General features: G+C 66.0%; 16 protein-coding genes and 1 tRNA gene. 2 read left to right on the forward strand and 15 right to left on the reverse strand.

The window, feature by feature from the left end; translation table 11 throughout:
• The 3 genes from VNT59_RS00050 to VNT59_RS00060 form a co-directional block, all read right to left on the reverse strand.
• The coding region (locus tag VNT59_RS00050; RefSeq protein WP_325495388.1) for a DEAD/DEAH box helicase family protein at positions 1–2,120 on the reverse strand (2,120 nt) is incomplete at its 3' end.
• Entirely contained in the window at positions 2,117–3,418 is a 1,302-nt protein-coding gene (locus tag VNT59_RS00055; RefSeq protein ID WP_325495390.1) for a restriction endonuclease subunit S, read from the reverse strand. The genes VNT59_RS00055 and VNT59_RS00050, both read right to left, overlap by 4 nt.
• Positions 3,415–5,502, reverse strand: coding sequence for a class I SAM-dependent DNA methyltransferase (locus VNT59_RS00060; protein WP_325495392.1), 2,088 nt, complete (start codon positions 5,500–5,502; stop codon positions 3,415–3,417). Before VNT59_RS00060 ends, VNT59_RS00055 begins: the two co-directional genes overlap by 4 nt.
• 367 nt (positions 5,503–5,869) lie before the next feature.
• Between VNT59_RS00060 and VNT59_RS00065 the strand changes: the two genes are divergently transcribed.
• Complete coding sequence (locus VNT59_RS00065) at positions 5,870–6,322, forward strand: hypothetical protein (protein ID WP_325495394.1); 453 nt, start codon at positions 5,870–5,872, stop codon at positions 6,320–6,322.
• A 278-nt stretch (positions 6,323–6,600) separates the two neighbouring features.
• Here the strand turns inward: VNT59_RS00065 and VNT59_RS00070 are convergent.
• From VNT59_RS00070 to VNT59_RS00120, 11 genes are all read right to left on the reverse strand, one after another.
• Positions 6,601–6,676: transfer RNA gene (locus VNT59_RS00070), tRNA-Asn, on the reverse strand.
• Positions 6,677–6,782: 106 nt separating this feature from the next.
• The gene (locus tag VNT59_RS00075) at positions 6,783–7,883 is read right to left on the reverse strand and encodes an NAD(P)/FAD-dependent oxidoreductase (protein WP_325495396.1); all 1,101 of its coding nucleotides are present in this window, start codon (positions 7,881–7,883) and stop codon (positions 6,783–6,785) included.
• Positions 7,884–7,944: 61 nt separating this feature from the next.
• Positions 7,945–8,268, reverse strand: coding sequence for a ferredoxin FdxA (fdxA, locus tag VNT59_RS00080; RefSeq protein WP_325495398.1), 324 nt, complete (start codon positions 8,266–8,268; stop codon positions 7,945–7,947).
• A 107-nt stretch (positions 8,269–8,375) separates the two neighbouring features.
• Positions 8,376–9,749 (reverse strand): sulfate adenylyltransferase subunit 1, encoded by a 1,374-nt coding sequence (locus VNT59_RS00085; protein ID WP_325495400.1) that lies wholly within the window; start codon positions 9,747–9,749, stop codon positions 8,376–8,378.
• The gene (gene cysD / locus VNT59_RS00090; protein ID WP_325495402.1) at positions 9,749–10,681 is read right to left on the reverse strand and encodes a sulfate adenylyltransferase subunit CysD; all 933 of its coding nucleotides are present in this window, start codon (positions 10,679–10,681) and stop codon (positions 9,749–9,751) included. Before cysD ends, VNT59_RS00085 begins: the two co-directional genes overlap by 1 nt.
• Complete coding sequence (locus VNT59_RS00095) at positions 10,678–11,424, reverse strand: phosphoadenylyl-sulfate reductase (RefSeq protein ID WP_325495404.1); 747 nt, start codon at positions 11,422–11,424, stop codon at positions 10,678–10,680. The genes cysD and VNT59_RS00095 overlap by 4 nt, the downstream gene beginning before the upstream one ends.
• A gap of 80 nt (positions 11,425–11,504) precedes the next feature.
• Entirely contained in the window at positions 11,505–11,894 is a 390-nt protein-coding gene (locus tag VNT59_RS00100; RefSeq protein WP_325495406.1) for a DUF934 domain-containing protein, read from the reverse strand.
• Entirely contained in the window at positions 11,894–13,717 is a 1,824-nt protein-coding gene (locus tag VNT59_RS00105) for a nitrite/sulfite reductase (RefSeq protein ID WP_325495408.1), read from the reverse strand. Before VNT59_RS00105 ends, VNT59_RS00100 begins: the two co-directional genes overlap by 1 nt.
• 218 nt (positions 13,718–13,935) lie before the next feature.
• Entirely contained in the window at positions 13,936–15,822 is a 1,887-nt protein-coding gene (mnmC, locus tag VNT59_RS00110) for an FAD-dependent 5-carboxymethylaminomethyl-2-thiouridine(34) oxidoreductase MnmC (RefSeq protein ID WP_325495410.1), read from the reverse strand.
• Between the two features lie 39 nt (positions 15,823–15,861).
• A complete protein-coding gene (locus VNT59_RS00115; RefSeq protein WP_325495412.1) occupies positions 15,862–16,134 on the reverse strand; it encodes an oxidative damage protection protein in 273 nt (90 codons plus the stop codon).
• A 157-nt stretch (positions 16,135–16,291) separates the two neighbouring features.
• Positions 16,292–16,927 (reverse strand): FMN-dependent NADH-azoreductase, encoded by a 636-nt coding sequence (locus VNT59_RS00120; protein WP_325495414.1) that lies wholly within the window; start codon positions 16,925–16,927, stop codon positions 16,292–16,294.
• 108 nt (positions 16,928–17,035) lie between these two features.
• On the opposite strand from VNT59_RS00120, the gene VNT59_RS00125 reads away from it, so the two are divergent.
• Entirely contained in the window at positions 17,036–17,941 is a 906-nt protein-coding gene (locus VNT59_RS00125; protein WP_325495416.1) for a LysR family transcriptional regulator, read from the forward strand.
• Here the strand turns inward: VNT59_RS00125 and VNT59_RS00130 are convergent.
• Positions 17,938–19,827: an Ig-like domain-containing protein gene (locus tag VNT59_RS00130; RefSeq protein ID WP_325495418.1), complete on the reverse strand. Its 1,890-nt coding sequence runs from the start codon at positions 19,825–19,827 to the stop codon at positions 17,938–17,940. The two genes, VNT59_RS00125 and VNT59_RS00130, sit on opposite strands and share 4 nt — an antisense overlap.
• Between the last annotated feature and the right edge of the window lie 18 nt (positions 19,828–19,845).

The following is a 19,845-nucleotide window of genomic DNA, read 5'->3' on the forward strand; positions in this document are numbered from 1 at the left end:
GGTTGATCAAATCCCGTCTGGAACTTGTTTGCCACGATCATCACGCGAAACTCGGGACGGTCGAACACCTTGCGCAAGTCGCTTCCATACTGGCGCGGGTTCATCGTACCCTCGGAAAAGACATCGTCATCCGCAGCGGCAAAGACTTCGGTCCCCAGACCCTCATCGGACACCTGCTTAACATCCCTTCCAGTCATCGAGCCGGAGAAGGCCACAAGTGCGTGGATCGTCTGATGTTGAGGATTTTCATGAACGTATGCATCAATCGCCTTCTTATACCGAACGGCCGCAGCACGTGACGAGGTCACAACCATTGCTTTGGCGGTTCCCCCCAAGAGTGGGGCAACGTTGGCGGCAAAATGCTCAACGATGAATTGCACCTTTTGCGTGACGTTGGTTGCATGCAGATTTAACCACTTTGCCAGAGCGCGCTTGGCGGCTTTGCTGTCGACGCGCTTGCCTTCCTTAGCGGGCTCGGCCAGATTGAAAGCGGTCTTGTAGGGGAGATAACCCTCAAGCACGTCCAGAATGAACCCTTCTTCCATGGCCTGACGCATCGGATATTTGTGGAAGGACGCGGGTAGGTTGTCCTTGCCAGGCGGCTTGTTCGGGTCCGGTCGGCGCCCGAAAAGCATCATAGTGGCGTGCTTTGGGGTGGCCGTGAACGCGAAATAGCTGACGTTCTTGGGGCGCATCCGAGAGTCTTGGATTTTCGCCAGCAACTCCTCGACCGAGAGCGCTGCCATTTCGTTGGCGTCACGCAGCGCGAGAGTGGCTTGCAGTTTTGACGCCGCCGTTCCCGTCTGGCTCGTGTGAGCTTCGTCAACTATGACGGCGAAGTTGCGGCCCTTGAGTTTCCCGTTCGTGAGGATTTGCTCCATCGCATAAGGGAACGTCTGAATGGTGACAACAATGATGGGCGTTTGCCGTTCGAGCGCCTTCGCAAGTTCCTTGGACTTGCTCTCGCCGGACTCCTTGTCGCCGATCGCCGCGATCATGTCGCGCTGGTGGTCAATCTGCTGCACCGCGTCTTGAAGTTGCTTGTCGAGCACGGTGCGATCGGTGACTACGATGACCGAGTGGAACAATGAGGCGCCGTCGGCAGTTCGAAGCCGAATCAGGTCGTGCGCCGTCCAGGCAATGGTGCTGGTCTTGCCTGAACCGGCCGAGTGTTCGCACAGGTACGGCATACCCGGCCCGTTCGCGTTGGCGTCGCTGATGATCTTGTTCACTGCATCCCACTGGTGGAAGCGCGGGAAAATCAGCGTTTCCTTCTTCGAGTGGTTGCCATCGAGCCCGACTACCTCCTTCTTCTCGACGTAGACGAAGCTGTGAAAAATGCGTAGCCAGTTGTCTGGCTGGCAGACTTGCTCCCAGAAGTAGGCCACCGGGTACTCACCGTCGTCACGTAGCGGGTTGCCGGCGTGGCCTGCCCGCCCCAGGTTGAACGGCAAGAAGAATGTGTCTGGCCCGGCGAGCTTTGTCGTCATTCGGATGTCACTGTCCGACACCGCGAAGTGGACGATCGCGCCACGCTTGAATGTCAGTAGTGGTTCCTTGCGCCGGGTGATCGGGTCTACCGGCGGCCGATCGTTCTTGTACTGCTCCACTGCCGCATCGGCTGATTGCGTGAAGTCCGTCTTGACCTCTACGGTCGCCACGGGGACGCCGTTCACGAAGAACACCAAGTCGATGGCCAAGTTATGCCCGGGGCGGTACTTTAGCTGGGGTACTACGCGCAGCCGGTTTGCCTTGTAGCGTGCCCAGGCGGACGGGTCGCGCTCGTCTTCGGGCCGGCTTTCGCTGAGCGCAATTTCACCGGCGCCGGCAATCTTGAATCCGTTGCGCAGAACATGAACCGTGCCGTCCCTCTCAAGCGCCTGCGCAAGCCGGTCCATGAGTGCGACGGTTGCCTTCTCGCCGTGTCCTGCGAGTAGCTGGTCCCACTTCTTGCGCTGGGTGACGTTTATCCAGCCGACCAAATCCTCTGGATATAGGGCGAAGTTCTGGTCGTATGCGGAGCTATCGCCGATTAGCCAACCGCGCGCTGCCAATTGCTGGACGATATAAGACTCGAAGTGCGATTCACGATGGGCAGTATCGGCCAGGATGGCGTTCATGCGGGTTCCTCACGATCGGCGCAAAGGTCGATCTTTCCAGTAACGGCAGCCGTGATGATTGAGGTGCGGTGTTCTCTGAGTAGCCCGATTGACCGCTCGGTCTTGAGCATCAATGCGTCGATGCGCGCTATGGCTTGATCCAAGTACGCGGCGATTGCACGTTGCTCCTCGACCGGAACCAGCGGGAGCGGAACCTTGGAGAAATTCTCAAAACGCAGTGCTTGGCCGTCTCTGACCAGGTCTGACGTACTTTGAAGAGCTTGAATATACGTCGAGCTCTTGAAAAGATGTCGAAAGTAGCCAGCGTCGATTTCCTTCACAGGGCTCAGAGCTACATACGCGGAACTCATTGAGCCCGACAGATACGAGAGCTCTAGGCCGCCTTGGAAGCTACGCATGCTGATCACGAAATCTCCAGCCTCCACGTGCTTGAGAATATCGTGGCCCTTGAGTACCTGGACAACGCGCCGGCCCTCACGTTCCATGAATTCCGACTGCGCGATCAGGCCGTACTTTTGTGAGACTGTGAGTTGGACCTCGCCGGCGCGGGCCTTCTCGTTCCGTTCCGCGAACACGCGACGACTTTGAATCACGCCCCAGTGCGCGGGAATGTCGCCCAGCCAACCGACTCCACTTGGCTTTAGAGGCGTGCTTCCGATCAGCCCCTTTGTCACAGTGTGCGCGATCAATGCCTCGCGCTTCTCACGCAGTAATGCTATGAACCGACTCTTCTTTGCGATCAGCGCGTCGATCCGCTCGCTTGTGCGGTCTAAGTACGAGGCGATTCTCTCTTGCTCTTCAATAGGCACTACAGGGAGAGACACCTTGGAAAAATTCTCGAACCGCAAAGCCTGCCCGTCGCGCACAAGATCGGAGGTGCTTTGCAACTCTTGGATGTATGCCTCGCTCTTGAACAGGTATCGAAAATAATCGTTGTGAACCCACTTGAGGGGTTTCAGTGGAACATACGCAGAACTAATCGCTCCAGACAAGGTCGAGTATTCCAACCCGCCTTGAAAGCTGCGCATGCTCATCACAAAGTCGCCTGCTTGTGTGCGCTTCAATATGTCGTAGCCCTTGAGCACCTGCACTACTCGCCGACCCTCGCGTTCCATAAACTCGGATTGAGCAATCAGCCCGTATTTCTGGGACACAGTTAACTGTTGTTCGCCTTCTCTCGCCTTCTCGTTTCGTTCTGAGAAAAGCCGACGACTTTGCACCACTCCCCAATGAGCGGGAATTCTTCGCAGCCACCGGACGCCGCTCTCCCGGGTCGCCACGGGAGCAGTGAGCTTCATTGCACGACCTCCTGTTCGAGGAGCGCGGCAATTTCCGCCTCTACGGCCTTGAGTTCCGCGTCAATTTCATGCAAGTCGCGTGGGGGGGTGTACCTGTAGAAGTACCGATTGAAGTTGATCTCAAAGCCGACCTTGCCGCACATTCCGTCCTTCTCGTCGGTGTAGCTCGCATCCAGCCAAGCGTCGTGCACATGCGGGAGGACCTCAGTCGTGACGTACTCGTCGACCGCTCGATCGAGCGGCACGTTTTCGTACTCGTCTAATTCCTTGTCCGGCAGGACGGCTCCGTTTACCGTGACCTCCGGTGCAGCAGGATCGTGCACCCCGAAGGCAGCTTCCATCGCAACTGCAAGCGGCTTACTCATGGCACCTAACCCCGCTCGTCGTCCGAGATCAGCGAGGGTGGATAGCCACGAATATGGTCGTGTCTCACCCGCGTGCTTGCGAAGGAGGGCGAGCCACTCCGACTGCGTGGCTCCGTCGAGCTTGTGGAAAGCCTTATCGGCCTTGAGCGCGGCGAGGCCGTCTTCGCCAATATGCATGACCAGACGGAGAGGGCGCTGGATTCTTATGCGCCGATATCCGAACTCTCGATAGTCGACGATACGAACGTTGCTGGTCTCCTCAAACCCAGCGTATAGGGTCGCTATCTCTGAAATCTGTTCATCACTTATATAACGCAGCTTGTTGCCCGCCGACCTAGGCATCGGCGAGTGGATGTTGGTCGCATCGATCAGTTGGACCTTCCCCTTGCGTGCTTCGGGCTTCACATTGGTCAAGAGCCAGATGTACGTCCCAATCCCTGTGCGGAAGAAGACATCCTCAGGCAGGGCAACTATGGCTTCGATGTAGTCGTTTTCGAGAAGCCAGCGGCGAATTTTGCTCTCACCTTGGACGGCACTGCCAGTGAACAGCGGTGAGCCTGACAGAATGATGGCGGCGCGGCCGCCGCCTTTGTCTGGGCTTTCTAGTTTGTCGATCAGGTGTTGTATGAACAACATCGAACCGTCGGAGACACGTGGCGTGCCCGCACCAAATCGTCCTTGGAATCCTTTCTCACGCGCTTCGCGCTCGACTACGGCCTGGTCTTTCTCCCACTTCTTGCCAAAAGGGGGATTCGACAGACAGTAGTGGAAGTGCTTGCCGGCAAAGGCGTCCTTGGAGAGAGTCGATGCCGGCCCCGCGATGTTCGCCGACAGGTCACGAGAAGGGTCTGTTTCGAGCCGGCGCAGCAGCATGTTTGCCAATGCGACAGCGTGCGTTTCGGGCTCCAGTTCCTGTCCGTAGGGGAGCAGAACCGGCGGCACTTTGTCTTTCGCGCGGAACCCGTCCACGTAATTCATCGCATCGGTCAGGAACCCGCCGGTGCCGCAGGTGGGGTCGTAGAGTGTGCGAATCAGTCCGGGGTTGTTCTTGAACAGAGCATCGTCTGGGTCCAGCAGTAAAGTCGTTGCCAAGTGAACCACGTCGCGCGGCGTCATGAAATCCTCAGCCGCTTCATTCACCTCGGCTCCGAATCGGCGGATCAAATGCTCGTAGATGTTCGACATCACCCGATCGGGCACCACGTTCGGGTGTAAGTCGGTTGACGCGAAGTTCTGGCAGATTTTGAACAGGTTCTCCGCTCGGGCCAGGCGCGCGATTGTGTCTGTGAAGTTGAATTGGTCAAAGATGCGCCGAGCGTTGTCCGAAAAGCCGGCGACATAGGCTTCGAGGTTCGACTTCGTCTTGGTGGCGCCCAAAGTTCCAAGGGAATACTGGGACGTGTTGTAGAACGGTAAGCCTGCGGCTTGGCGTAGGACCAAGTCAAGATCGATCCCCTTGTCCTTGAACGCTGAGTGCGCAGCGCGAACCTCTTCTCTGGTCGGCTCTAGGACGCATTCGAGCCGGCGCAGGAGCGTGAACGGTAGGATGATCTTGCCGAAGTCAGTGTGCTTGAAGTCACCCCAAAGGTCTTCGGCGTTCTTCCATATGAACGCTGCCAGTGTCGTATCGGTGCCTTTGGGCGTTTCGACGATCAACTGATCATTCTTTCTCGGAACTGAGACCTGGGTGTTCTTGGGAACCGCACTCGCATCACTCATGTAATAAAAACTCCTCAACGCAGCCCGCGTAGCCCCAGGCTGCTGATCAGTGGGTGATATTAGGCCCTGAAAGCTTCTAGCCGTGCAATTGGACCGGCAGCATCGCACGGTGCTCCTCCTCGGAGGCGCAAATGGCCGGTTGCCTGTGATCATGGAGCGCGCTCAGACTGGCGCTATCGCATAGCGGCTTCTGCTCGCCCGAGGCACTCGTCCAAATCGATCCAAATTTTCGCGGTAAGGGAGGTCAGATTCGTGCAGACGCCGGAACTGCTGAGTTGTCCAGTTTGCTCCCGGGCGAGCCGCTGCGACGAGCAGCCATGCATGCCAGTGAGCGCAACGCCTGTCGTGCCCTGCCGTTTGCCTGAGATTGAGTTCGGTCAAGATTCTCGCGAATGACGGTCGAGAGGCGCGGGAGCCGAGCCGCTACGCCATCGTGCTGTGCATCTGGCGACTAGATTTAGCCGCACAGGGTGTGCATTTCGCACACAGCGAGGTGAGCATGAGTATGAGCAGCGCGGTTCCATTGATGATTGGATTGGGCTTGGCGGGGATTGCGGCTCAAGCAGTGGCAGACATCGAGACCGATCGCAAGGCTGGCGAGTGCGCGGGCGTCTTGATGATCTCGCGGAGCTTGGAGGGTGCTCAGCGAGCGCTCAGCATGGCTGACAGGGCCGATCGCGCCAGTCAGTTTGGGGCTGACTGGATGCGCAGATTTAACCGGGCAAGCGACGACAGCCAGCGCAAAGGAATGGCGTTCGCGGCAGCGTCGGCGTGCCGCGACGTGGGTGTTCGTGCTTCGGACTGGATCAATCGCAAGTGACGAGCCAAACGCGCGGGCAGCGCAGAAGAGCCCGGCCCACGGGGCTCTCCTTCGTTTCCTAGCGGTTGCCGGATCGTCGGCTCGAATCAGGGGATTGCCGGGTCTCACCTTCGTGCGGCGCGCATCGCCGCGAGCGCGACCTGTGTGTACCGGCGTGCCGCAGCGCTTCCTGCGGCTGTCCGGGCAAAAAATCCGGCAAAAATCCGGCAATGCGGGCAAAAAAAAGAAAGCCCGCTAGGGATTAGATAGCGGGCTCTTCAATGCCTGTGCGGCTTGTCTGGCTCCTCGACCTGGGCTCGAACCAGGGACCTACGGATTAACAGTCCGGCGCTCTACCGACTGAGCTATCGAGGAATGTCGGTGTCGGTGTTGTTCACCGAAGCCTCAGATTATAGCGGCTTTTTGGGGCTCTTCTCGTCAGTTCGCGTCGATCGGATGAGATTCTTGCCGGGCCGTCGCGTCAGTCGAACACCGGCGTCTCGACGCCCAGCACCTTGTGCAGCTTCGGGCTGGTGGTCGTGTACTGCAGGTGGATCTTCTTCTCGGGGAAGATGAACGGCGCGGCGGCGAAGGCGGCCAGGGCGCATTCGTGGAAGCCCGACAGGATCAGCTTCTTCTTGCCCGGATAGGTGTTGATGTCGCCCACCGCGAAGATGCCCGGCACGTTGGTCGAGAACTTCTCGGTGTCCACCTTCAACTGCTTGCGCTCGATGTCCAGGCCCCACTGCGCGATCGGGCCGAGCTTGGGCGAGAGGCCGAAGAACACCAGCAGCACGTCCAGCGGCATGACGCGGGTCACGCCGTCGGAGCCGGTGACTTTGACCCCGGTCAGCTTGCCGTCGCGTTCCTCGTAGCCGGTGACCTGGCCGACGGTGAACTGCATCTCGTGCGCTTCGCACAGCTCGTGCATCTTGGCCACCGAAGCCGGCGCGGCCTTGAAGCCGTCGCGGCGGTGCAGCAGGATGACGCTCTCGGCGCGGTGCGCACCTTCCTGCGCGAACTGCAGCGTCCAGTCCAGCGCCGAGTCGCCGCCGCCCACGATGACGAGGTTCTTGCCGGCGAAGTCGGCCGGGTTCTTGACCCGATAGAACACCTGCGAGCCCTCGAACCTCTCGAGCCCGTCCACCTTCAGCGTGCGCGGCTGGAACGCGCCCACGCCGGCGGCGATGAAGATGGTGCGGGTCAAAAAGCGCGTGCCCTTGGACGTTTCCACGTAGAAGCGGCCGTCGTCCTGACGCTCCACCACCGTGACTTCCTGGCCGAAGTGGAAGGTCGCCCCGAACGGCTCGATCTGCTTGAGGAGGTTGTCGGTGAGCTCCTGGCCGGTGCACACCGGCACGGCCGGAATGTCGTAGATCGGCTTGTCGGGATAGAGCTCCACACACTGGCCGCCCGGGTAGCCGAGCGAATCGATCACGTGGGCCTTGATCTCCAGCAGCCCGAGTTCGAAGACCTGGAAGAGGCCGACCGGCCCGGCACCCACGATGACTGCATCGGTTTCAATGGGTCCGTCGTGGGCGGTGGCGGTCTTGATCACTTCTTGGTTCAGTTGTGGTTCCATACGACTATAGCGTTCACTCCATTGTCGCCCGGGGCCTCACGGCGGGCGGCGGGAGGGGTTTTCAGCGGACCAGCTCTTTCAGCTTGTCGGTCTTGTCTTTCCATTCCTCGGCATCCTCCAGCGCCGGCTTGCGCTTGGTGATGCTCTTCCAGCCGGGCGACAGTTCGGCATTGAGCTTGATGAAGCCGATCTGGTCGGCCGGTACGTCCTCCTCGGCGAAGATGGCGTTGACCGGGCACTCGGGGATGCAGACGGCGCAGTCGATGCACTCGTCCGGATCGATCACCAGCATGTTCGGGCCTTCCCGGAAGCAGTCGACCGGGCACACGTCGACGCAGTCGGTGTACTTGCAGCGGATACAGGATTCAGTGACGACGTGGGTCATGGTCTGTTGATTGCTAGGGGAAACCCTCGATTTTACCGATGGCCCGTAGCAGACCCGCAGAGCCCTTGCTCGGCCTGGGCCAAAAGATGACTTCGGTTTGCCGAAAATCAGATGGAAGCGGTTCGCACCAGCACGCCGCCGGCCGTGGCATGGGTGGCGGTGTCCACCAGCACCAGCGAGCCGAGCACGCGCGATTGCTCGTACGGCAGCGTCGCCAGCGGCTCCTGCAGCGCCAGTTCGACATGGCCGATGGCGTTCGGCTCCAGTGCGTCGGCCGGCGCTTCCGCCAGCGTGTGGATGTCCAGCTTGTGGACGATCCGCTGCACCCGCGCCTTTACCCAGCGGTGGCCGTGCAGCGCCCAGTACACGCGGCCCGCCACCATCGGCGCCTCGTCCATCCAGGCCACCGTGGCCGACAGCTGCCGCGACGGCTGCGCGGCGCCGGGCGCCAGCAGCCAGTCGCCGCGCGAGACGTCCACTTCCCGGTCCAGCACGATGCCGGCGCTGTGGCCGCCGCCGACGGCCCGCGGCCGCCGCACGTGATCGAGCACCTGCGCGACGACGGCCTGGCGCCCGCCCGGCAACACCGCCACGGCCTGCCCGGGGCGCACGGTGCCGGCGGCGACCCGGCCCCAGAACACGCGGCGGCCCTGGGTGGTGTCGGCCGACGAGGCGAACGGCTCGACCCATTGCACCGGAAAGGCCAGCGGCGCCTCATGGTCGGCGGCGGCCACGTCCAGCTGCTCCAGCACCTGCAGCAGGGACGGTCCGTGGTAGCCGCACCAGCCCGGATGCGGCCGCACCACGTTGTGGCCTTGCAGCGCCGAGATCGGCAGCACGGCCTGCACCTCGATGCCGGCCGAGGCGGCAAACCGCGCCAGGGCGCCGCGGATGTTGTTGTAGGCCACCGTGCCGTCTTCCACGGCATCGAGCTTGTTGATCGCGAACAGGATCGAGCGCACCCGCAGCAGCTTGGCCAGCAGCGAATGGCGCCGGGTCTGCGGCAACAGCTGCAGGCCGGGGTTCTGCCACTGCAGCTTGGTGGCGTCCACCAGCACCACCGCGGCGTCGGCGCTGGAGGCGGCCGTGACCATGTTGCGCGTGTACTGCTCGTGGCCGGGCGCGTCGCCGATGATGAACTTGCGGCTGGGCGTGGCGAAGTAGCGGTAGGCCACGTCGATGGTGATGCCTTGCTCGCGCTCGGCCGACAGGCCGTCGGTGAGCAGGGCGAGGTCGGTCGCGCCGGAGCGCTGCACGCCGGCCAGCTGGTCCTGCAGCACGGCCTTGCTGTCCACCAGCAGGCGCCCGATCAGCGTGCTCTTGCCGTCGTCGACGCTGCCGCAGGTGATGAACCGCAGGGCCGCGGCGTGGTCGGCGCCGGCCGGGCCGGCGTCGTCCGGCCGCGGGCCGGCATCCAGCCCGCTGGACCAGGCGCTCGCGGCGTGGCTCGCGGCATCCGCCGCCATGACAGCTTCGGTCATCAGAAATACCCGTCCTTCTTGCGTTTTTCCATCGAGGCGTCCGAGGTCTTGTCGTCCATGCGCGTGGCGCCGCGCTCGCTGACTTCGACCGTCAGCGTTTCCCGCACCACGTCGGCGGCGTCGGCGGCGTCGCTGGCGACCGGGCAGGTGCAGGTGATGTCTCCGACGGTGCGAAAGCGCACGGTGCGGGTCACCACGGCCTCGCCTTCGCGCGGCGGCGTCAGTTCGGTCACTGGCACCAGCAGCCCGCGCCGCTCGATCACCTGGCGGCGATGCGCGTAGTAGATCGAGGGCAGGACGATCCGCTCGCGCTCGATGTACTGCCACACGTCCAGCTCGGTCCAGTTCGAGATCGGGAACACCCGGAAATGCTCGCCCGGCTGCAGGCGCGTGTTGAACAGGGTCCACAGCTCCGGCCGCTGGTCCTTCGGCTGCCATTGGCCGAAGCTGTCGCGGTGCGAAAAGATGCGCTCCTTGGCGCGGGCCTTCTCTTCGTCGCGCCGCGCGCCGCCGATCAGCGCGTCGAAGCGGAATTCCTCGATCGCCTCGAGCAGCGTCACCGACTGGTGCGCGTTGCGCGATTCGCCCGGGTGCGCCAGCCGCACCGTGCCGCGCTTCATCGAGTCCTCCACGCTGCGCACGATCAGCCGCGCCCGCAGCTCGGCGGCGCGCCGGTCGCGGAACGCGGTGACCTCGGGGAAGTTGTGGCCGGTGTCGATCATCAGCAGCGGATAGGGGATGCGGCCGGCGCCGAACGCCTTCTCGGCGCACTTGAGCAGCACCAGCGAGTCCTTGCCCCCGGAAAACAGCAGGGCCGGGCGCTCGAAGGCGGCCGCCACCTCGCGCAACACGAAGATGGCCTCTTCCTCCAGCGCGTCCAGATGGCGGTTGCTCAGCTGCCCCAGCAGTTGCGGTTCGGTGCGGGCGTTCATGCGGAGGCTTTCTGCTGGTTGCCGTGCTGTCTGGCGTGCAGGCCGCATTCCTTGGCCGACTCGTCCTCCCACCACCAGCGCCCGGCCCTGAAGTCTTCGCCCAGCGCGACGGGCCGGGTGCAGGGCGCGCAGCCGATGCTGGGATAGAACTCGTCGTGCAGCGGGTTGTAGTCGACGCCGTGCCGCTGGATGTAGTGCCACACGTCGCCCCAGGTCCAGCGGGCGAGGGGATTGAACTTGACGCGGCCGGTGGCGCTCTCGTCGGCGCGGTCGATCAGCGGCACCTCGGCGCGGGTGTTCGACTGCTCGCGCCGCAGGCCCGCGATCCAGGCCCGCTGGCCGGCCAGCGCGCGCTGCAGCGGCTCCATCTTGCGGATGTGGCAGCAGGCCTTGCGCAGCTCGATGCTGCGGTACATCGCATCCTGGCCTTCGCGGCCGACGAACTGCGCCGCCGCCGCCTCGAGCGGGCGGTACACGGTCACCGGCGCGCGCGAGCGGGTGCGGGTGCGTTCCAGCAAGGCCAGCGTCTGCGGATGCAGCATGCCGGTGTCGAGCACGAACACCGGGATCGCCAGTTCCAGCGAGTTGATCAGGTGGGTGATGACGATGTCCTCGGCGCCCAGGCTGGAGGCCTGCGTCACCGGGGAGAACTGCGACACGGCGCGGCGCAGCAGGCTGGTGGTCTCGAACAGCTTGGCGCCGAACTCGGCCGACGCCTTGGCGTGCAGATCAACGGCGGTCATGTGTACCTCCACGATTGTCACTTCGTCTCGTGCGCTGCCCCCGACGGGGCCCTCGCGCCGTGGGACGGCCCCGGCGCCGCTCATGCGTGCCCCTTCGCGAAGCGCGGACGCCCGTCCTGCGCATCGCCCTGGTAGAACGCGGGATAGCGGTCGAACTGGCGCGGCACGAAATCGACGTTCTGGTCGGCCCGCAGCACGGCGCTGGAAAAGCCGCTGCGCTGCATCTGCACCAGCTGGTCGACCAGCACGTCGCCCGTGGCCCGGATGTCGCCGCGAAAACCGCGCCGGCGCCGCAGCAGCAGCGCCTGGCTGAATGCGCGGCCGTCGCTGAACTTCGGAAAGTGCAGCTCGATGCGCTGCACCCCCGCGAGCTCGGCGCCGAGCGGGTCGGCGTCGTTGCCGAGCCGCAGCACCGTGCGCTCGTCGGCCGGCACGGCGCCTGCCGCCAGCAATTCGATGGTCTGTTGCATCACGCCTCCTGCTGTTCGGGGTTGCGCACGGCGTTGGCCGCGGCCTTGAACGGCTCCAGGCCGACCCGGCGCAGCGTCGCGATGAAGGTCTCCGAGCGGCCGCCGGCGTGCTGGCGCAGCGCGCGGTAGGTCTCCAGCAGGGCCTCGATCACCTCCGGCACCTCGGCCGCCGAGAAGGACGGGCCGACCACCTTGCCGGGCGTCGCCGGGCCGGACAGCTTCGAGCCGTCGGCGCCGCCCAGGGTGACCTGGTACCACTCCTTGCCGTCCTTGTCGACGCCAAGGATGCCGATGTGGCCGCTGTGGTGGTGGCCGCACGAGTTGATGCAGCCGCTCATGTGCAGGTCGATCTCGCCGATGTCGTAGACCTCGTCGAGGTCCTGGTAGCGCTGCATGATGGCCTCGGCGATCGGCAGCGAGCGGGCGTTGGCCAGCGAGCAGAAGTCGCCGCCGGGGCAGGAGATCATGTCCGTCAGCAGTCCGATGTTGGGCCGCGCCAGGCCGGCCTGGCGCGCCGCGTGCCACAGCGCCGGCAGGTCGTCCTGGTGCACCCAGGGCAGCAGCAGGTTCTGTTCGTGCGTGGTGCGCGCTTCGCCGGCGGAAAAGCGCTCGGCGAAATCGGCCGCCAGGTCCAGCTGCTCGCCGGTGGCGTCGCCGGGCGCCTGGCCCGGCCGCTTGAACGACAGCACCACCGCGCGCAGCTCGGGATCGCGGTGCGGCTTGACGTTGCGGTGCAGCCAGCGCGCGTATTCGGGGTCGGCTTGCGCCGCGGCGCGGATGATCTCGTGCATGCCCGCTTCCTCGCCCTTGCGCTCGCGCCGGGCGAGGGCCGGCGGCACGAAGTGCGCGGCGACCCGGTCGAATTCTTCCTGCGTGATGGTGTGCGGCGCGCCGTCCACTTCGACGATCTGGCGGTATTCCGCTTCCACCTGGTCGATGTAGCGCTGGCCCTCGGCCTTCACCAGGATCTTGATCCGCGCCTTCCAGACGTTGTCGCGGCGGCCGTAGCGGTTGTAGACGCGGATGCAGGCCTCGATGTAGTTGATCACCTGGTGCCAGGCGATGAACTCGCGCACCACGGTGCCGATCACCGGCGTGCGGCCCATCCCGCCGCCCACCAGCACCTTGAACCCGAGCTCGCCCGCCGCGTTGCGCAGCAGCTGCAGGCCGATGTCGTACCAGCCCAGCGCGGCCCGGTCTTCCCGCGCGCCGTTCACCGAGATCTTGAACTTGCGCGGCAGGAACGCGAATTCCGGATGCAGCGTGCTCCACTGGCGCAGGATCTCGCAGAACGGCCGCGGATCGGCGATCTCGTCGACCGCGATGCCGGCCAGCGCCTCGGTGTTGATGTTGCGGATGGTGTTGCCGCTGGTCTGGATGCCGTGCATGTTCACCGTGGCCAGCAGCTCCATCACGTCGGCGCTCCTGGCCAGCGGGATCCAGTTGAACTGCACGTTCAGGCGGGTCGTGAAGTGGCCGTAGCCGTTCTTCAGGTTGGAGCCGACGGCGCCGCCGCGCGGCACCGGCACGGCGCCCAGCGCGTCCTGCGTCTGCTGCGCCTGGCGGAACAGCTCGTTGCTGGGCTGGTCGTATTCGCGGGCGATCCTGGCCAGCACGCGCAGCTGCCGGCTGGAGATCTCGCCGTACGGGACGGCGATGCGCAGCATCGGCGCGTAGCGCTGGAGGTACCAGCCGTTCTGCAGGCGCAGCGGCCGGAACTCGTCGTCGCCGAGCTGGCCCGCGAGGTTGCGCTCCAGCATGTCGCGGTACTGCGCGGCGCGCGCCTTCACGAACTGTTGGTCGAACTCGGTGTATTGGTACATGTGTCTTGCCCGGAAAGGCAGCGGAACGCTGGGCCGCGTCGCTGCAGGGCGCCACTCTATGGGGGCCGCAGAACCGGGCAAACTATTTTTTCGTTCGGTCCTTATGCGAATAAGCTTATGCGCGAGCGGCGACGCGGCGTCCCGGCCGATCACGCTGGGCGCCGGCGTCACGGCGGCGCGCCACAGCGGCACCTCATCGGCCGGCCGCCCGCAACTCGTCAGCCCTGGTGCTGGCTGGGCGGCAGGCCGACCGCCTCAGGCTGCCCCACCATGCGCGGTCGCAGGCTGCGCGCGGTGTCCAGCGCCGCGGCCAGCCGCGGCTCCAGCGGCAGCGGCTCGCCATGCAGGCGCGCCGCCAGCAGCTCACCGCACAAGGCCGCGAACGTGAGGCCGCGCGACCCCATCGCCGTACTGACCCACAGGCCAGGCTGCACCTCGCCGACGTAGGGACGGCGATCGGCCGAGGCGCAGCGCACGCCGGTCCACGCCCCCACCGTGCCGTTGGCGAAGGCGGGTGCCAGCCGGTCCGCGACGAGCGGCAGCAGCAGGCGCAGCTTGCCGAGATTGGCTGCATGGTCCTGCATCCGCGGTTCGACGTCGGCGTCCGCCCGGTCGTAGGTGGAGCCGCACAACCAGGCCGTGCCGCGGCCGACCGGCACGCCGGGAATGAAGTGCCCGTTGCCGTTGACCGGAAAAGGCGGCAGCTGCACGCTGGCGCCCTGGAAGCCCCACGACACCTGGCCGCGCACCGGCTGCAGCGGCAGCGCGCCGGGCAGCAACGCAGCGGTGCGGTGCGCGGCGGCCAGCACGACGAGCCCGGCGTCGGCGAGCACTTCGCCGTCGCTGCCGATCAGCCGCCAGCCGTCGCCGTGCGGCTGCAGTTCGCGCACGGCGGTCTGTCCGCACCAGGCGACGCCGGGCTGCGCCAGCCAGGCTCGCACCAGCGCCGCCGGCGTGATCCACGCGGCGAGTTCGTGCCAGGTGGCCGCGGCACCGGGGTCGAGGCCCGCCGCCGCTTTCTGGGCGGCATCGGCGGCGCGGGTCCAGACGCGCCAGGCGCCGGCGTCGTGCGGCGGCAGGCGGGGCGCGCCGGCGATCCGATGTTCGAGCACGCCGCCGGGCTGCCAGTCTTCGCCGGCGCGCAGCATCGACGTGGCCTGCTGCAGCGTGATCCGCACGCCGCTGCGGCTCAGGCGGGCCAGCAGCCCGTCGTCGCTCGACTGGTGCGGCGCCAGCAGGCCGGCCGGCAGGGCCGAGGCGCCGGCGGCCGGCGCGGTCGCTTCGTCGACCACCGTCACGTCCCAGCCGCGCCGCGCCAGGCTGGCCGCTGCCGCGGCACCGGCGAGTCCCGCGCCGACCACGATGCAGCGCCCGGCCGGCGTCGCCGTGGCAGCGGCGGGCCGCTTCAGTTCCCAGGCCGGTTCGAACGTCGCCCGCAGGCATTGCCGCTTGGGCGGCAGGCCGTCGCTCCTGGCCACCTGGAAGCCGCACTCGGCCAGGCCGCGCCGCACCTCGCCGGCGACCGTCCACGAGGCGAGGGTGGTGCCGACGCGGCAATGGCGGGCGACCGCCTTCAGCGTGTGCCGGCGCCACATGTCGGGATTGCGCTCGGGATCGAAGCCGTCCAGGAACACCGAGTCGGCCAGGAAGGCCGGTTCGCGCAATGCGTCCTGCACGTCGGCCACCAGCAGCGTGAGCAGCACCCGGCCGTCCTCGAACACCAGCCGGTGCACGCCGGGCACGAGCCCGACCCACTGGGCGGCCAGCGCGCCGGCGAGCGGCGCCAGTTCGGGATGGGCCGCCGCGCTGCGCAGCAGGTCCGCCGCCCCGGCCGGCCAGGCCTCCACCGACGCGAAGTGCAGCATGCGCGGCCGCCGCGGGTCGTCCTTCCAGGCGCGCCAGGCCGCCAGGAAATTCATGCCGAGGCCGAAGCCGGTTTCGAGGATGCGCCACTGCGGCTGCCCGGCCCAGGCGTGCGGCAGGCCGCAGCCGTGCAGGAACACGTGCCTCGCCTGGGCGAGGCCGCCGGTGCTGGAGCGGTAGATGTCCTGGAAGCGAGGGCTGCGCGGGGTGCCGTCCGGCAACCACTCGACGGGTTCGGCCATGGTGCGGCGCGGCGGCGAGCGGCGCCGCCGCCAGGGCCCTTACTCGGTGGGCGGGACGTAGCCGGCGGCCTGGTCGGCGCCGGCGCCGAAGAAGTGGTTCTCCATCTGGCGCGCGAGGTACTGGCGGGCGCGCTGGTCGGCCAGGTTCAGCCGGTTCTCGTTGACCAGCATGGTCTGGTGCTTGAGCCACTGGGCCCAGGCTTCCTTGCTGACGCTTTCGTAGATGCGCTTGCCGAGTTCGCCGGGATAGGGCGGGAAATCCAGTCCCTCGGCTTCGCGGCCGAGTTTGATGCAGTGAACGGTACGAGCCATGGCGATGCCTTCCAATTGGGAGCTTGGCGCAGACTGTATCAATATTCGCCAGCCCCGCCGGTCGCAGGCTCGTGCCGCGTGAGGACTTTGGACCCATGCGAAACGGGCCGCGGCGCGGTCGCCGGGCCCGTCACGCGCGAGTCGGCACTGCGGCCGCTCAGGCGACCAGCGCTTCCTCTTCGGCGGCGACCGTGTCGATCGCCGCCTGGGCGTTGGCCAGCGCCTCGTTCTTCGCCGCTTCGCCCATCGCCACGCCTTCGGCGCGCACGAAGCGCAGGTCGGTGATGCCGAAGAAGCCGAAGACGGTCCTCAGGTAGGCCTCCTGGTGGTCCAGGCCGGCCAGCGCCGGGTTGGTCGAATAGACGCCGCCGCGGCTGGACGCGACGATCACGGTCTTGCCGCCGGCCAGGCCCTGCGGACCGGTCTCGGTGTACCTGAAGGTGCGACCGACCTGGGCGATGCGGTCGATCCAGGACTTCAGCTGGCTCGGGATCGAGAAGTTGTACATCGGCGCGCCCACCACGACCGCGTCCGCCGCCAGGAACTGGGTGACCAGCCGCTCCGACACCTCGTTCTCGCGGCGCTGCGCGTCGCTCAGGCCCGCGGCATCCGGCCCGAGGCGAAAGCCGAGTGAATCGGCCGACAGGTGGGTCGGCGCCTCCAGGGCCAGGTCGAGATACTCGACCGTCGTGCCGGGATGGGTGGCCTGCCATTGGGCCACCAGGCGCTCGGTCAGCTGGCGCGACACCGAGTTGTCACCGAGGACGCTGGAATCGACGTGAAGCAGTTTCATGGACGGATCTCCTGTTCGTTGAGGAATGATTGTGGAGACCGATCCAATGTTTGATAAGGCGGCAAAAACGAGATAGATTGTCCTATCCATAGGACGAAAAGAGCGGCGATGCACGACCTCAACGACATGCTGTACTTCGCCGAGGTGGTCGACCGCGGCAGTTTCGCCGGCGCCGGCCGGGCGCTGGGCCTGCCCAAGTCCAGGCTGTCGCGCCGGGTGGCCGAGCTCGAGGAGCGGCTGGGCGTGCGGCTGCTGCACCGCACCACCCGCAAGCTGTCGCTCACGCAGGCCGGCGAGCGCTTCCACCAGCACTGCGTCGCCGTGCGCGAGGAGGCCGCCGCCGCCGAGGAGGCGGTCGCCCTGGTGCAGAGCGAGCCGCACGGCACGATCCGCGTGACCTGCCCGGTGACCCTGGCCCAGACGAAGATCGCGCCCCGCATCCCGGTGTTCCTGGCGCGGCATCCGCAGGTGCGCCTGGAGATGCAGGTGAGCAACCGCGTGGTGGACCTGGTGCAGGAAGGCGTGGACGTGGCGTTGCGGGTGCGCCCCAGCGTGAACGACAGCGGCAGCCTGGTCGTCAAGCGGCTGGGCCTCAGCCACAGCCTGCTGGTGGCGAGCCCGGCCCAGCTGGACCGCGAAGGGCGCCCGCAGTCGTTCGACGACCTGCAGCGGCTCACCACCGTCGCCATGTCCGCGTCCGACGGGCGCGCGGCCTGGCGCCTGATCGGCCCCGACGGGCGCGAGCGCGAGCTGCAGCACCGGCCCGTGTACACGGCCGACGACCTGCTGTCGCTGCAGTGCGCCGTGCTGCAAGGCACCGGCATGTGCGTGCTGCCGGACTACATGTGCGCCGGCGACGTGCAGGCCGGCCGGCTGGAACTGGTGCTGCCCGGCTGGGAGCCGCAGCCGTGGATCATCCACGCGGTGTTTCCCTCGCGCCGCGGGCTGGTCCCGGCGGTGCGGCGGTTTCTCGACTTCCTGGCCGAGCAGGTGACGCAGGAAGGGGCAGCCTAGACGCTCGAGGGAACCCCCACCAGCGCCGCCTCGGTCGTGAAGCTGAAGGAGGTCGGGTACGCGTCGTTGCCGGCGAGGTCCACGAACGCACCGGCCTGTACGCTCAGCTGGTAAGTGGTGCCCGGCAACAGGTCGGCGGCCGGATCGATCAGGACTGTTGCGCCGAAGTAGTGGATGCCGGCATCGGTCGCACTGAACGTCTGCACCACTTCGCCCGCGGCCGTCTGCAGCGTGATCGTTCCGGTGCCCGCCTTCACGTCCTCGGTGTAGGTGATGGCAGGGCTCCAATCCGTCGGCAGCGGTTGTGGGTGGAGCAGGTCCGGAAAGAACACGATCGCGCTGGGCGGCGTGGTGTCGCCCTGCGGCGGTGCCTCCCCCGCCGTCGTGAAGGTGTAGTCGCTCGTGCCGGCATAAGGGTTGCCGGAAAGGTCCTCGAAGGCACCCGGCTCCACGATGAGCCGATAGGTGGTGCCAGGCAGCAGCTCGGGCACCGGATCGATCAGCACCCTCGAGCCGAAGAACTGGACGCCCGTGGGAGCGCCCGGGCTGAAGACCTGCACCACCTGGCCTGCGGCCGTCTGCAGCGTGATCGTCCCCGAGCCGGCCTGCACCTCCTCGTTGAACGTGATGCCCAGGCTCCAGTCCGTCGGTAGCGCGGTGCTGCCCGGCGCGGGGAAGAAGTCGATCGCGAGCGGCGGCGTGGGATCGCCTGCGGTCGTGAAGGTGAAGTCGCTCGCCCCGGCGTCGTTGCCCGCGAGGTCCTCGAACGCCCCCGCCTCGACGACGAGCTGGTAGGTGGTGCCCGGCAGCAGGTCGGCCGCCGGATCGATGAGCACACTGGCGCCGAAGAACTGCAGGCCGGCATCGTCCGCGCCGAACGTCTGCACCACTTGCCCTGCGGCGGTTTCCAGCCTGATGGTCCCCGAGCCGGCCTTGACCTCCTCGTCGAAGGTGATGCCCGGGCTCCAGTCGACCGGCAGGGGCGCAGCGCCGGGGTAGAAGTCGATCACCGACGGCGCGGTCTCGCCTTCCGGCGGCGCGCCGGCGGTGGTGAAATGAAAACCGCCTCCCGCGAATGCGTTGCCGCTCGGATCGAGCACGCTGCCCGCATGGAAGTCGAGCACGTACTCGGTGCCGGGGTCCAGAGTGACCGCTGGCCTGATCGTCAGCGAGCTGACCCACGCGCTCAGGTCGGCGCCATCGGACACGTCGAAGCTGTCGACCAGCTGGCCGCTCGCCGTCTTCAGGTCGATGCGCACCGAGGGCGCCAGCGCAATGAGCTCGTTGAAGTTCACGACGATGGTTCCGTCGGGCGCGACCTCGGCGGCGCCGTCCGCGCCTGCGATGCGGGTCAGCACGGGTGGGTACAGGTCCGGTGAAGTGTTGTCCAGCACCCAGGAGAACAAGTAGTTCTCACCGAGCTTGGTGCCGGCGTCGGCCACGAACACGATGTCGCGGTTCGGGAGTTGCGCGAGGCCAGATCGCCACCAGGCAGTGAACGTCCCAGTGGTCAGGATCGGTCCTCCGAGTGGCACGCCGCTCTCGTGATACAGCTGAAGCACCAGCCAGCCGCCCGGCGCGCTGGTGTTGAACTCACGTTCGACCTTCAGAAAAGTGCCGTCGTCGAGCTGGATGCTCTGTTGCAGGTGGACGGCCGGATCGCCACCCTCGTAGCTGCCGTCGAAGACTTCTCCGGTGAGGGGCTGGCCCGCCGCATCGAAGATGCGATACGACGTTTCGTGGAAACCCGTGACGCGCGAGCTGTCCCAGACGACCTGGAAACCGCCTCCCGGTGTCACCCGCAGATCGGTGAGGTCCGGCCTTGGGTCCCACTCGGGTGGAGCGCTCTTGTCGACCACAAACGCGGGCCCTGCGACGAACGCCATGTCTGCTCCTGGGGAGTT

Source organism: Ramlibacter sp., assembly GCF_035554825.1.
In the GTDB taxonomy this organism is placed as follows: Bacteria; Pseudomonadota; Gammaproteobacteria; order Burkholderiales; family Burkholderiaceae_C; genus Ramlibacter.

Excerpts from the sequence above, each read along its gene's own strand:
- VNT59_RS00060 (WP_325495392.1), bottom strand. The coding sequence starts at position 5,502 with ATGAGTGATGCGAGTGCGGTTCCCAAGAACACCCAGGTCTCAGTTCCG.
- VNT59_RS00105 (WP_325495408.1), bottom strand. The coding sequence starts at position 13,717 with ATGTACCAATACACCGAGTTCGACCAACAGTTCGTGAAGGCGCGCGCC.
- VNT59_RS00085 (WP_325495400.1), bottom strand. The coding sequence starts at position 9,749 with ATGACCGAAGCTGTCATGGCGGCGGATGCCGCGAGCCACGCCGCGAGC.
- VNT59_RS00115 (WP_325495412.1), bottom strand. The coding sequence starts at position 16,134 with ATGGCTCGTACCGTTCACTGCATCAAACTCGGCCGCGAAGCCGAGGGA.
- VNT59_RS00100 (WP_325495406.1), bottom strand. The coding sequence starts at position 11,894 with ATGCAACAGACCATCGAATTGCTGGCGGCAGGCGCCGTGCCGGCCGAC.
- VNT59_RS00120 (WP_325495414.1), bottom strand. The coding sequence starts at position 16,927 with ATGAAACTGCTTCACGTCGATTCCAGCGTCCTCGGTGACAACTCGGTG.
- VNT59_RS00075 (WP_325495396.1), bottom strand. The coding sequence starts at position 7,883 with ATGGAACCACAACTGAACCAAGAAGTGATCAAGACCGCCACCGCCCAC.
- mnmC (WP_325495410.1), bottom strand. The coding sequence starts at position 15,822 with ATGGCCGAACCCGTCGAGTGGTTGCCGGACGGCACCCCGCGCAGCCCT.
- VNT59_RS00130 (WP_325495418.1), bottom strand. The coding sequence starts at position 19,827 with ATGGCGTTCGTCGCAGGGCCCGCGTTTGTGGTCGACAAGAGCGCTCCA.
- cysD (WP_325495402.1), bottom strand. The coding sequence starts at position 10,681 with ATGAACGCCCGCACCGAACCGCAACTGCTGGGGCAGCTGAGCAACCGC.
- fdxA (WP_325495398.1), bottom strand. The coding sequence starts at position 8,268 with ATGACCCACGTCGTCACTGAATCCTGTATCCGCTGCAAGTACACCGAC.
- VNT59_RS00095 (WP_325495404.1), bottom strand. The coding sequence starts at position 11,424 with ATGACCGCCGTTGATCTGCACGCCAAGGCGTCGGCCGAGTTCGGCGCC.
- VNT59_RS00125 (WP_325495416.1), top strand. The coding sequence starts at position 17,036 with ATGCACGACCTCAACGACATGCTGTACTTCGCCGAGGTGGTCGACCGC.
- VNT59_RS00055 (WP_325495390.1), bottom strand. The coding sequence starts at position 3,418 with ATGAAGCTCACTGCTCCCGTGGCGACCCGGGAGAGCGGCGTCCGGTGG.